The sequence below is a fragment of the Microcoleus sp. CAWBG27 genome, from assembly GCF_020883145.1.
Lineage (GTDB): Bacteria > Cyanobacteriota > Cyanobacteriia > Cyanobacteriales > Microcoleaceae > Microcoleus.
Window position 1 is genome coordinate 19,876 of the sequence record NZ_JAHREU010000077.1, and the last position, 13,825, is coordinate 33,700.

8 protein-coding genes are annotated in these 13,825 nt (G+C 44.5%); 4 read left to right on the forward strand and 4 right to left on the reverse strand.

Annotated features, from left to right (window positions below; translation table 11 throughout):
- The first annotated feature begins 444 nt into the window (after positions 1 to 444).
- The gene (locus tag QZ938_RS28500) at positions 445 to 2,718 is read left to right on the forward strand and encodes an FdhF/YdeP family oxidoreductase (protein ID WP_293353773.1); all 2,274 of its coding nucleotides are present in this window, start codon (positions 445 to 447) and stop codon (positions 2,716 to 2,718) included.
- 272 nt (positions 2,719 to 2,990) lie between these two features.
- Here the strand turns inward: QZ938_RS28500 and QZ938_RS28505 are convergent, their stop codons facing one another.
- Both QZ938_RS28505 and QZ938_RS28510 read right to left on the reverse strand, forming a co-directional pair.
- Positions 2,991 to 3,704, reverse strand: coding sequence for a hypothetical protein (locus QZ938_RS28505; protein ID WP_293353775.1), 714 nt, complete (start codon positions 3,702 to 3,704; stop codon positions 2,991 to 2,993).
- A gap of 255 nt (positions 3,705 to 3,959) precedes the next feature.
- A complete protein-coding gene (locus tag QZ938_RS28510; protein ID WP_293155012.1) occupies positions 3,960 to 5,201 on the reverse strand; it encodes a glycosyltransferase family 2 protein in 1,242 nt (413 codons plus the stop codon).
- 902 nt (positions 5,202 to 6,103) lie between these two features.
- Between QZ938_RS28510 and QZ938_RS28515 the strand changes: the two genes are divergently transcribed.
- Complete coding sequence (locus tag QZ938_RS28515) at positions 6,104 to 8,623, forward strand: serine/threonine-protein kinase (RefSeq protein WP_293353777.1); 2,520 nt, start codon at positions 6,104 to 6,106, stop codon at positions 8,621 to 8,623.
- Between the two features lie 293 nt (positions 8,624 to 8,916).
- Here the strand turns inward: QZ938_RS28515 and QZ938_RS28520 are convergent, their stop codons facing one another.
- Positions 8,917 to 10,332, reverse strand: a complete 1,416-nt coding sequence (locus tag QZ938_RS28520) for a hypothetical protein (RefSeq protein WP_293353779.1) — start codon at positions 10,330 to 10,332, stop codon at positions 8,917 to 8,919.
- 190 nt (positions 10,333 to 10,522) lie between these two features.
- On the opposite strand from QZ938_RS28520, the gene QZ938_RS28525 reads away from it, so the two are divergent.
- Positions 10,523 to 11,548, forward strand: coding sequence for a hypothetical protein (locus QZ938_RS28525; protein WP_293155003.1), 1,026 nt, complete (start codon positions 10,523 to 10,525; stop codon positions 11,546 to 11,548).
- Between the two features lie 153 nt (positions 11,549 to 11,701).
- Here QZ938_RS28525 and QZ938_RS28530 read toward each other — a convergent pair whose 3' ends face one another.
- Positions 11,702 to 12,034, reverse strand: coding sequence for a TMEM14 family protein (locus QZ938_RS28530; protein WP_293353781.1), 333 nt, complete (start codon positions 12,032 to 12,034; stop codon positions 11,702 to 11,704).
- A gap of 126 nt (positions 12,035 to 12,160) precedes the next feature.
- Here QZ938_RS28530 and QZ938_RS28535 point away from each other — a divergent pair, with 126 nt between their 5' ends.
- Positions 12,161 to 13,465 carry an ATP-binding protein gene (locus QZ938_RS28535; RefSeq protein WP_293353783.1) on the forward strand — a complete coding sequence of 435 codons (1,305 nt, stop codon included), beginning with the start codon at positions 12,161 to 12,163 and terminating at the stop codon, positions 13,463 to 13,465.
- Positions 13,466 to 13,825 lie beyond the last annotated feature (360 nt).

Sequence of the window (13,825 nt, forward strand, 5' to 3'; positions counted from 1 at the left end):
TCTATCTAGCGAAATCCCGTACAATTAATTCTGCACAACTATTTATAGCAAAGAGCGCTGAAGCGCAACAACGTACCTTTAAGAAATCTATCTAGCGAAATCCCGTACAATTAATTCTGCACAACTATTTATAGCAAAGAGCGCTGAAGCGCAACAACGTACCTTTAAGAAATCTATCTAGCGAAATCCCGTACAATTAATTCTGCACAACTACTTATAGCAAAGAGCGCTCAAGCGCAACAACGTACCTTTAAGAAATCTATCTAGCGAAATCCCGTATAATTAATTCTGCACAACTATTTATAGCAAAGAGCGCTCAAGCGCAACAACGTACCTTTAAGAAATCTATCTATTGACTAATTTTTTGTGCTGTAAGTTTGCGGTAAATTATAGTAATAAACTTAACTGTACATCAACCCGCAATTCAAACAAAAAATAAACCCTATGGACACCAACTCCCAAAATATCCAACCCGTTCCCCCATTTAGCGAGAAAAATGACGAAACCCCAGACATGGGCGGCGGTTTACCAATAATTGAATATTGGGCAAAGCAGACTTTATCGCCCGAAGGCCCGAAACTTTGGCAAACTTTGCTGCACAAAAGTGCTTGTTTATCTTGTTCTTGGGGCACTGGCGGGCAGAAAGGAGGCTTTACTAATGAAGATGGCGAAAAACTTCAGCGCTGCATGAAAAGTGTTGAAGCAATCTCGGCTGAAATTAAACCTGCTATCTCCACTAACTATTTTCAACAGCACAGTATTGCAGAACTCCAACAATTAACTTCCAGGGAAGCAGATAGACTGGGAAGGTTGAGTTTTCCGATGATTTTGCGGGCTGGTTCGTCTCATTACGATCGCATTTCGTGGCAAGAAGTCTATGAAATTGCCGAGGCTGCATTTCGCAAAACCCCCGAACGAGTGGCATCTTACAGTTCCGGTCGCTCTTCCAACGAGGCGGCTTTTTTGTTGCAATTGATGATGAGGGCGATCGGTTCTAACAACTTAGCAGATTGTTCCGATCTTTGCCACGCTCCCTCGACCACCGGGTTAAACGAAATGTTTGCCACCCGCACCTCGGTAGTGAGTCTAGAAAACTTAAAGCAAGCAGATTGCGTCGTACTCGCGGGCGCGAATTCTGCCTACAACCATCCCCGCTTCATGAACGAGTTGATTAAAATTCGCGACAAAGGCGGTAAAATAATTGTCATCAATCCGGTGATGGAAATCGGGTTAGTCAAGTTTGGTTCTCCGGCATTTCCAGTCAAGTCGCTCATCCCCGGTTCCGAGATTTCTTCGCTTTACTTGCAACCAATTCCCGGCAGCGATACAGCGCTATTTGTAGGGATTCAAAAATCGGTAATCGAACAAGGATTGCTCGACGAAACATACTTGCAAGCCCACACAGAAGGCTGGGAAGCAGCAGTGCAGCACGCCCGCGAAACCGAGTGGGAAACTATTACTACAACTTGCGGAGTTTCCCAAGCAGAAATTGAGGCCGCAGCTAAAATAATCGGCAATTCTCAGCGTGTTGTCTTCGGTTGGGCGATGGGAATTACTCAACAAAAAAATGGCGTAGATAATGTGTTCAGCATTGCCAACACTGCTTTGATGACGGGAAATCTCGGCAAAGAAGGGGCGGGATTAATGCCGGTGAGAGGACACTCAAACGTCCAAGGATTTGGCTCTATGGGCGTGACTGTGAAGCTGAGAAAAGAAATTCAACATACTCTCGAACAGTTATTGGGGCGTCCCCTGAGCGGTGTTAAGGGTTACGAAACTCGATCGCTCATTGAAGCAGCAGATGCAGGCAAAGTCGATACGCTAATCTGTTTGGGCGGCAACTTGTACGGGGCAAATCCAGATTCAACTGAAGCCAAACGCGCTTTAGGCAAGATTGAAACCATTATTTACCTCGCCACCAAACCAAATTTGGGACATTTTAGCGGATTGGCTCATCACAATACAATTGTGCTGCCGGTGCTGAATCGCTTTGAAAATCCCTACAAAACAACCGTGGAATCCGGTAATAATTTTGTGCGTTTCAATGATGAAGGCGAAACTCATCTCAAAGATGCTGATTTGATTCCCGAAGTGCATTTTTTGACAGAATTAGCTGCTAGAATTCACGGTACTTATCCGGTAGACTGGCGCCAGCTTCAAGATACTAAATACGTTCGGCAATTGATTGCTAAAACAATTCCCGGCTTTGAGAAAATGGCAACAATTGATGAAACCAACGAAGAATTCACCATCAGCGGGCGAATTTTTACCGAACCCAAATTTCCCACAGATTCCGGCAAAGCCAAGATGTTTGTCACGCCTTTACCAGTGCTAAAATTACCGGAAATCAAAGATTTTGGTGCATCGGAATCGGTGCGGGGTTTAGTTGTGGCATTAATGACTGGACGCAGTTATTCTCAGCACAATACTGTGGTTTACAAAATTGATGACAAGTACCGGGGAATGCCGCACCGCAACTGCATTTTGATGAATCGCGCCGATGCAGAAAGCGCTGGCATGAAAGAACATCAGCGGGTTACTGTGCAGGGAAATGTGGGGAAAATGGAAAATGTTGAGGTGATTTACGGGGCGGTTCGTGAGGGTGCTGCTTTGATGTTTTATCCTGAAGTCAACGTAATTTTTCACCCGGAGATTGAAAAGCGATCCGGAACGCCTGCTTACAAGCGAGTACCTGCTTTTGTCTACGCAGAAGCATAAGGTACGTTGTTGGGCTTGGGCCCTCTTTCCGAATATCATAAAGAGCGCTGAAGCGCAACTACGTACCTAATTTATATGACTGACGACTATATGTAGGGTGCGTCAGCTATCATTATTTTCGCAACAAACCAACAATCTCATACTGACGCACTCCTCGAATAAATGGTGCGTCAGTATCAGACTTTTTGTGCTGATTGAAAATGTCCAACCTGACGCACCCTACTACTATTCGGAAAGGTAAAAACAGAATACTATTGATTGCCTCATCGCAATTACGCACACTGACTCACGGGCGGAAATTCCCATTTTCCCGAATATAAAGTAGATGGCAGCTTTAAACAATAGGTAGCAGGAACCACCTCGATCAACCACCAATTAAACATATCTCGTTGGGCCGCAGCAAAACCAGAAATGGCATCGCCAGTAATGGCATCATACAAAATATCCAAGATGGCATTATAAGCTGTCTTGGTATTGAGTGTTTGGAGCAAGCCATAGAAGATATTATAAGCTTCATCAGCAGCTTGATATCTTCCAATTTTGTCGATATGAGGAAACAAGGTATCTGCCCAAGTTTCTGGAATTTCACCGCCATCCTTTAGCCAACAAGATACAATTGCTTGAACGATATCAGCGTTGTGTTCTTCAGGAAAGTAATGTTTAATGGTTGGTTGAGCTGCTAATGCTATTGCATAAGCCATATAGACATATCGCTGATGGGATACTTTATCATGCGGCATTCCAAAGGCCGTCATTACTTCTACAAAAGCTTCTTCTACATCGCTGTTTCCGCCTCTTTCGTATAAATCGTCATATTTTCTGTCCCAAACCCTGCGAAGTGTTTGCTGTAATTGCTCCGGAATATCGGAGTTGTTGGGCAATTTAAAATCGGTGTAGTGGCCTATGTCAAACTTAATCATTGACTTGCCCTCCTTATATTTTTCATTTAATCGTAGACTTAAAATAAAGCTTGTTTTAAGCTTCATATTACTTCCATTCTACCTTACCCAGAATAAATCGTGCGTCAGTATGAGACTTTTTATGCTAATTGAATATCTCAAACCTGACGCACCCTACTACTAACTCAGAAAGATGAGGTACGTTGTTGGGCTTCAGCCCTCTTTCCGAATATCATAAAGAGCGCTGAAGCGCAACAACGTACCTAATTTGTCTGACGAAAAGTCAACCGTATTAAAAGCTGACGCACCCTACTACTAATTTTTGTGAATGCAAAATCGGGATTAATTATTGTTAATTTGCAAAGCTCTCCCGCGCCAAGTCCATCCCCAACCTGTTTCGGTTTTGATCGCAGAACCGATCGCAATTGCCGCAATTAACGTCCCTCCCAAACCTCCCAACCACCAGTATTTCGTCGGACAGTCAGAAATTTCGGCACCCAAACGGCGCAAGGTGTAATGGTACCCAATTACGATCGCAGATAAACAGATAGTTAACAACGCAACCGGCAAATGGTAATTGCTAATTGCTAATTGGCCATTGCTAATTATGTTGGCAATTTTGCCGTTAGCCAGCAAAATAGCTAATGCCAACCACGGCATCGGATAAAGAAACAACATAATTGCGGCAATATAAATCATGCTCCCCCAACTGCGGTTAGCGCCGAGATACAGATTCTTTGTCCAGCCTTCCCACAATGCGCTCCAAGACCGATACATCCGCACGGATGCCAAATTTGACCCGGAATAAAGTCCGAGCTTTAAACTCGCACGCTTGATGCGTCTAGCTAATTCCACATCTTCGACAATTTCGCCGGCAACTGCTTCGTGTCCGCCGATTTTTTCGTAAGCCGATCGCCTAAACAGCATAAATGGGCCGCCCGCAAAGGCACTGTCTGTTTTTGCAGCATCATTAACGGCTGTAAAATCGAAGCAAACAGCTAGGTTATTGAACATTAAAGGCTGCACCAACCACTCGGAAAAACACCCACAAACCAGCGCTGGCATACAGGTTAGCAGGTCTATTTTCTCGGTTTCGGCTGTGGCGATAGCGGTTTCAATCGCCCCCGGTTTCAGCCGCACGTCGGCATCGATAAATAATAGGAATTCTCCGGTTGCTTCCCCAACAGCTTGGGCGCAGGCCCAGTTTTTGCCCGCCCAATATTGGTTTTCCGGTCGCGCCTCACCTGCTAATATTTTGAGGCGGGGGTCGTCGATCTGTTGTTGCAGAGTTTGGGCGATCGCCTTCGTGTCGTCTGTCGATCGATCGTCTACAATCAAAACCTCTAGCTTGTCAGCAGACAGGGCTGTACTCTCCAAAATGGCGATCGCGCAATCCTGAATATTCTCGGCTTCGTTGTATGCTGGTACGATCACCGAAACTTTGGGGAAGTCACCCGCCGACGGAAATAACTGCTGAGCCGCACTGCTGTTGGTGCGAGGCGCATTTTTGACCGATTGGCGCAAATTCTTGGTGTAAGCTCTACTGACTATGAGAGAAAAAATTACCAGGGTTAACAATATCAAAGCGAACTTACCTCAAAATTTAGCTGCACGATTTGTGTCCTTAAATATTAAAAAATATTAAAACAAAAAGCTAGTCGATCGCCCAAAAAGTTATTTTCAGCATCTCCTTTGCTATAATTTGTGAGCATCTTTCGGCTCTACCGCAGCAAGGGGCAAGACCCCTCACCCAGTCTGAGACCGAAAAGCCGAGGATAGATATCAGTTGTCAGAGGATCTTGCAATGGGCGAATTTGTTTCAGTGGATGTGTTTGCGAATACCATAGCGATACTCGGTGCTTTGGGTTTTTTCTTTTTGGGATATCAAGCTTTGCAGATGTTGAAAAAATAAAGTATGGCAATTGTCAGAGGGAACATCTCATTTTTGCAAAAAGCATTTTTATACAGTGCTGTCCCCTCTCGCGTGCTATGTATAGTACGCGAGTTCTTAAGATCCCACTACAAATGCGATCGCACAGATGCACCCATCGTCAGGTGAGTGAGGTACGGATTGTTCAACAGTTGACAGTTGACAGTTGACAGTTGACAGTTGGAGAGCAACCTCTACCTACAAGTCCGAGTATTTGAGTAATGAATAGTCTGATTTTAATTTCTCCCGGGCTTGGGGCTTTCAACCAATTCTTTCTGGTAATGGGTAATATGCGATCGATCGTGAGTGATGGGTGATGGGTAATGAGTGATTGGCTGGCGAGTACCTCCCTTGATTGACAATCGCTATATCAGTCAATTGAGAATTCGGCAAATCGTTGTAGAGAAATACAGTTAAATGCTTCTCTGGTGGGCATCGAACCCGCCACAAAATAGCAATTTAAATCTCAAATCGACTGACCTAGTTACAACTAAAAACTGCCTGCTGTGAAACTGTTTCTTGCGAAAATCAACCAAAAAAAGGCTGCGTTATTATCATGGTGAGCCAACTTTTAGATGGACGCTATCAAGTCATTGAAGTCATAGAAACAGGAGAATTTGGACAAACCTATCTGGCCAAAGATACTCGTCGCCCCGGTGAACCGCAGTGCTTTGTCAAGCACCTGCGTCCCGGTACCAGCGAACCCAAATTAATTAATACTACGCGCCGTCTTTTCCAAAAAGAAGCAGAAGTTCTAGAAAAGCTCGGTCAACACGACCAAATCCCTCAGCTATTCGCTTATTTTGAAGAAAATGAAGAATTTTTCTTAGTAGAATCCTTTATTGCCGGTCACTCGCTATCCACAGAGATTGTACCGGGAAAGCCGGTTCCCGAAGAAAAAATTATTCCTTTGCTGAAGGAACTATTAGAAATTTTAGTGTTTGTACACGGACAGGGAGTAATTCATCGAGATATTAAACCAGCAAATTTAATCCGTCGCTATGCAGACAACAAGTTAGTTTTGATTGACTTTGGCTCGGTGAAAGAAATTCACATCGCTCAAAGACAAGCACCGGTAACTGTGCGGATTGGGACGCTGGAATATATGCCGATCGAGCAATTTCAATACAACCCCCAACTCAACAGCGATATCTACGCCTTGGGAATGATTGGCATCCAAGCTATGACGGGTTTGCCGGCTTACGATTTGCCGAAACTGCGGGATTTGAAAAATTCTAATCGAGGCGAAATTGTTTGGCGCCATTTAACCTCCAGCTCCCAAGCGCTGGCCGATGTTTTGGACAATATGGTGCGCTACGATTTTCGGGAGCGCTACCAGTCGGCGGCGGAGGCTTTAGCCGATTTGCGGAAAATTGGCGATCGATCGCGCACGCGGGTACCCAAACTCACAATCTATCGCGAAGAAGTCGATCGGCGCAGCAGCAGTCGCGGTGACATTACAGTCGTCGGGCGGAGAATATTAGAAGAATTGCGCGTCAGTTTGGAATTGCAACCAGAAGAAGCAGAGGCGATCGAAGATGAGGTATTGAACCCTTACCGCAAATACAGGCAAAAAGGCGAACGCTACGAACAATCGCTGCAAGAAACCATGCAGCAAGAATATCCTTTTTCTGCCAACACTCGCGAGGAATTAAAACGGTTGCAGCAAGTTTTAGGGCTTACCGACGAAGATGCCGCCAGAATCGAAGAATTAGTCGTTCCTAAATCTTTATTCGGTAAATTGTACAAGGCGATCGCGATCGTGTTGGAAGGACACCGCAACCCCAACGCCATTGTGCCCCCAGCCAGCAGCACTCTGCCACTGGGAGTGCAGGCAACTCCGGCGGCATCCCCAGAGGTAAATTTGAACGGAAAAGGGAGTTTATCCATCGCCCCAGACAGCACCAGCGCCTCAGCAATTGTCCCCAAAGAACCTCGCAAAATCAATCCTTATATCGCCGCAGCAACGATTGCAGCCCTCTTAACTGCGATCGGCGGAATTTACGGATACCTCAAATGGCAAGAAAGACAGCAGCAAGTGCAGCAAGAAACCCAACAATTCAATCAAATCGAAGCTTTTTATCAAGAAAGCAATTATGAAGGCTGCATCAGCCAAATCCCAACAATTGCCAAAACTTCCAGCACCTATACCTCCGCCCAAAACTTACAACAAAAGTGCCAAGCAGGTCTCCAATGGAAAAACGCCAAAGTCAAAAACTTCGCCCAGCATTCAGATGCAGTTGGATCTGTTGCTTTTAGTCCAGACGGCTTAATGTTAGCCAGCGGTTCCAAAGACAAAACCATCCAAATTTGGGATTTAGCCACAGGCAAATCGATCCGCACTTTCCCAGGAGATTCATCCACCGTTTGGTCGGTTGCTTTCGATGCAAAAGGTACGAAACTAGCCACAGGAACAGGTTTTTGGAGAGTCATGTTGTGGGATTTGAAAACAGGTCAAGCTACTCGCAGTCTCGATCACAGTGCCTCTGTTTGGTCAGTCGCTATCAGCCCCGACGGACAGCTTGTTGCTAGCGCCAGCGGAGACAAAACCACCAAAATTTCGGATGCCACAACTGGCAATTTGCTCCAGAATTTACCAGATCATACAGATTTTGTTTATTCTGTTGCTTTCACTCCCGATGGCAAAAATTTAATTAGCGCTTCTAAGGATAAAAAAATCACAATTGTCGATGTAGCAACAGGGAGGTTGCTCAAAACTATTGAAGGACACGGCGACGCGGTGAGGTCTGTGGTAGTTAGCCCGGATGGCAAGACAATTGTTAGTGGCTCCTACGATGAAAGCATTAAAATCTGGAATCTCGAAAGTGGAGATTTACTTCGTTCGATTAAGGGACATTCTGACGATATTGTTTCGGTTGCTATCAGCCCGGACGGGAAATTTATCGCCAGCGGAAGCAAGGATAAAACCATTAAAATTTGGGACTTTGATACCGGAGAATTGCTGAATACTTTGACGGGACATACCGATGAGGTTTATGTAGTGACTTTTAGTCCCGATGGCAAAACTATTGCTAGCGGCTCTAAAGACAATACTATTAAGTTGTGGCTGAGATAATAGACTTGAATTGCAAAAATCGGAAAACACCCTGAAATTATCTGCGTTGCATCGTCGGTTGCATCTGTTTGACATCTGCGGTTTATAGTCTGATTTGTAGTAGGGTGCGTCAGCCAATTCTGGTTCCTCACCTGAAAATTAGGCTACTCGCTGACGCACCCTACAATATCGACTAAGCAGAGCGGTTTTATTGTCGTCAGACAAATTAGGTACGTAGTTGCGCTTCAGCGCTCTTGGCTAATATTATAAAGAGCGCAAAGATCGCAACTACGTACCTTGACCAGCGCTTTCAATTAATTGCAGTAATGTAACTCTTTTTCTAAGGATTTGGGAAAGTGCCAAGCAGGCGTTTCTATTGTGTCCTCAGTCGGATAAATTTCACTTGAATCCTCTCGACTTTGGAAAAAGTAGTAGAGGTTAGCCACAGTTAAATCGGATATTTCTTGCCAGTTCGAGACAGCTAAAGCTGGATAGCCAGTTGCGATCGCCTGCTGGCACACATAAAATTCGTATCCCCGGCGCAGTTCCGGCTTCAGGGCAAAGGCTAGCTGGTCGCGCAAGGATAGAAAGTGAGACTTTTGCTTTAAACTTTGATAAAGTGAAGGTTCCGCAGTTAATACCGCGAATGTCGTGTGGATGCTGCTTTTTATATGATGGTCGCCGCTAAGTTTATCTAAACTAGCTAACTGGTGCTGCTCTTTGGGAGACAAAGTTTGCATCCAATCTACCTCGTTTTGCCAAAATTCTATTACACTTAGATCGTGACCGAGAATCCTGGTAACTTCTGGAAATAAAAAATCTAGTTCAGATTCCGATTGACATCCTTTCACAACAGTGAGAAGATCGTGACGAATTTTTGATTGAAGTTTGAGCAGGCGATCGCTCACTAGATCGTAAGCCCGCTGCAATTGAAACGTGATGCCCAGCGCCAGCTCGATCGCCCAAACACATTCCATTTGCCGGAGCTTTCCTGCAGAACACAGCCCCTCCAACAAACCGGGACGATCGTAAATTTTTAAAGCCTCAAACAGCATATCTCGCCCGTTATTAATCTCCGAATTCCGCAGCTTGAGATCCGGCACTGTCAGGGCTGACTGGCAGCGTTTAATAGCTTTAGAAAAAATATCGTAACCGTTAACCAGTTGCTGGCGGTGCCTTTGAAAATTAGAGTCATGAGCCACCTTAAAAATTTGCTGAATTACCTCTACTCCCTTATCTTTGAGGATATGCCTGAGATCGATAAACCCGTCTTTAATTTTCAGCTTCTGGTGTTTTGCCTCATCTCTGATTTTTAATACTTGTTCGAGGTTTACTGCTGACAAAACTGTACTCGATACAGCCCCAATACCAATGACGGCAGCAGTCGCTTGCATCACTGCCAAATTAATTTTGAGACAGTTAAGCATTCTGTATATTTTCTGAAAACCCTGGTGACTTTGAGCAAGCTGCAACGGCGCGACTGTCACGTACACGGGAGCTATCAGCGGCTGTACGGGCCCGCCTCCGCCTAACTGTGAGAGCAATCCTAGAACTCCGCGATCGCATAGAGTTGTAGTTGTTGATTGATAAAATATTTTGGCAATCTCCACAAACTCCCCTGTCACCGGATCTCTAGCTGCGGGGAGCAATTTTCCAGTTGTGGTGGCAGGCTGTACGAGGTTGCCAGTATTGAGTCTAGCCTGAGTTGCAGGGGTGAATACATAATCCATGTTGTGACACCAGTTTAAAACAAGAATGCAACTGTAGGCCCGCGCTCCAAACCCTGATAGTCATCAGTCATTCCCATTCCCAATTCTAAAATCTAAAATCTAAAATCTAAAATGGTCTGACTCAGTTTGCATTCCAAAAGGGAGATGTTCTGTATTGTATGCTATTTAGGGAAAGGAGGGATGAAACGAAATGAATGAGTATCTCAAGGTATTCCAGGCTATTACCCAGTTTAGCGATCGATTGCTCGCAGATGAATATCAATCCGTGGAGATTAAACAGTCAGCTACCCACCTCAGTCTAGACGTGGAACCTTGTATTCAGGAAATCAAGCAATCAGCCCTCAGACTCAAGGCGTTAGCTCATGTATGTTTCAAAGATGTATCTCAGGCTGAGGATGTCTGGAATAGCAAGCCGAGAATTGCTAAAGCATCTGCTGTTGATGTCTGGGAGCAAATTGGCGAACTAAGCGGATGCGACGTGAGAATTCGCAGTTTGGGAAAAAAAGGCAAATATGATGCTGTTGTTAAAGTTCGCAAATCGTGGAGCGACAAAGCTACCAAGTTAAAAAATAAGTGGTTTTTGTGGGATCAAAACCAGCAAGTGTTTAAAAAAGATTCTATCGGTTTTTATGACAAAGATAATTTGTACAAAGAATTGCGAAATGAAGTAGACTATCAAGGCGAGCGAGTAATTTTAATTGTGGAGAATGAACTCAATTCTATCTTTAAAGAATTACAATCTATTGATATAGAAAAAGTTGAATATTGTATAGAATGCTTCGACTTCAAGAGTCAATCGAAATTTAGAGAGCGACTGCAATCAATAGGCGGCGAGATTGTATCGAAGTTTACGGAACCTCTGAGATATTTACCGGAGTCTTATATGAAGACTTTTAAAGAAACCCTGAGAGATCCTGTTGAAACTCTGGTTCATAAAAGTAAAATGGGAATCAGCTTGAGCGATTTTGAAGAGTCTTGTAAAGTGATTAGCTCAATCCTGGATGATTTAATTTTAGCAGTTTTTGAGGAGCGCATGAAACTGGGAATTCAAACAGTTGAAAAAGCGATTATGTTCTACAATAATTTTTTAGAGAAGCAGGCGCGGTACCAGCTAGAGACAGCCCAACAGCGCGCGGCGGAAAAGAATTGGATTGAATACCAGCGGCAGCAACTCAGGGAAGTCGAGCAGTATATTGAATCAGTCATTAGTCATTAGTCATGGGGCATGGGGCATGGGGCGAAGCGGAGGGATGGGGAATGGGGCATTGGTCATTGGTGAAAAAATTAGGTTTCTGTTGATTTTAGATTAACTCCCAGTAAAACCTGGGAGTTAATCTAAAATCTCACCTCTAAAATCAAAAATATCAAATCAAAAACCTAACATCGCTTGACCGCTGAGTTCGTAAACGATCGCACCCAAAGACGCCAAACTAGCCAAAATCAGCATCCCAGCGGGCATAAACTTGCGAGTTTTGACCAGCCGTACAATAAAAACTACTACTAAAACAGCGGAAATTGCTGCTGCTAATGTTAAACCCCAAGTTTGTCCCATGAGTTGTGCGGTGCCGGCAAAAATTAGCAGCGAACCGCTAACGAGGCCGGAAATGAGCGAGGCTTGGCTTTTGGCTTTGATGTAACCCATGATGCCGCCAATTAATGTCAAAACGCCGTAGCCGATCGCCGCTGCTGTACCTAAATTCATTTTTAATTCCCCTATTTTCACTCTTTGCATCTCAATTTATACAGCGATAGCTGCGATTGCGGTCACAAATTGTTAGAAAATTTATTAAACCCAGTCCAGATATCTAACTGTTATACAATTGGCATTATGTCAGCCCTAACTTCTCAGGCGATCGCCCAAATCCGTTACCTCCAACGCCAAGCAGCATCCCTGTTGCTATATCAATCAGTTCTCGAAACCCCCGCAGGTCAAGCTTTTCTCGACTTGCTGCAAGCTCTCCACCACAGCGAACTCAGCGGTCTAGAGTGTCAGGTAGCTTACGGTAACTGGTTCAAAATTCAAGCTGCTCAAAATTTGAGCTGGAAAAATTCCCTGATTTTGCAAATTCTCAAAGACGAAAATCCCTTTTCTCACCTAGCTCAGCAAACAGATTTTGCGAGTTTGCCGCCCGCTTTAGTGGAAGCAGCCAGACATGATTTACAAGTGCTGCAAAATATTTATGACTGCACCAGCGAGCAGTTGAGTAAGTGGGTGCGAGTAGCGGGTCAACTTGACTCAGTGCCTCCCATTTGGCATTGCGAAAATGTACCAGAAAACGCCGAAAAGCCACTGCACGGAAAACTAGAAAAATGGTCTAGCGCTGCGGAATCTTTGGCAAAATATTACCGACAGTTTGGCACGGGTTTGTTTGCAGAGTATCGTGCTTTTGGGTGGAAATCCGGGCAGTTAGCGAGTATTCCACATCCCGATCGCATAAATTTGAAAGAGTTGGTTTGCTGCGATTGGCAGCGGGATGCTCTGGTGAAAAATACAGAGTTTTTGCTGGCTGGTTATCCGGCTTTGCACGTCTTGTTGTACGGAAGTCGCGGCTCGGGTAAGTCTTCGTTGGTGAAGTCGCTGTTAAATGAATTTGGATCTCGCAATTTGCGCTTGATTGAAGTATCTAAATCGGATTTGCAAGATTTAGCGCTAATTGTGGAGAAGTTGCGGGGAGTTCCTCAAAAGTTTATTATTTTTGTAGACGACCTTTCATTTGAGGAAGATGATGATGCTTTTAAATCCTTGAAAGTTGTTTTAGAAGGAAATGTCACCGCCCGGCCTCAAAATGTAGTTGTTTACGCCACATCTAATCGCAGGCATTTAATTCGAGAGTTTTTTGATGACAGGCCTCGCCCCCGCGACGGTGATGAAGTTCACGCTTGGGATACCGTGCAGGAAAAACTCTCATTTAGCGATCGCTTTGGCTTGACTTTAACTTTTGAACCTGCGGATCAAAACACTTATTTAACAATTGTCCGACATCTGGCCGAACTTGCTGGCATCAAACTCGCTGTTGAGGATTTGGAACACCGCGCTAAGGAATGGGCAACTCGCCGCAACGGGCGCTCTGGAAGGACTGCGCGGCAGTTTGTAGATTTTCTGAAAGCTGATTTAGCTTTGTTTGACAAGTAGGTTGTCTGCGCTGGGAGAGCGAGTTTTACCAGAAAGAATTGGTTTAAAGCCGGAACCCTTTTATGGAGAAATTAAAATCAGACGATTCATTACTCCAATCCTCTTCCTTCCAGGTAGAAGTCCACCCTCAAGCTGTCAACTGTCAACTGATTAATGCTGTCAACTGATTAATGCTGTCATACCAATTTAATGGGTTGTTGCACATATCTCGATCCCCCTAAATACCCCTTAAGAAGCAGGGTGGATTAATTGTCGAGAGGTTAAATCAAGGCTATGAAGGCTATTGACTGACATCATGCGAGGCATTTAACAGGTTTATCTGAACTAGATAAATCAAAAAGTAACTCACTCAAATCTTCA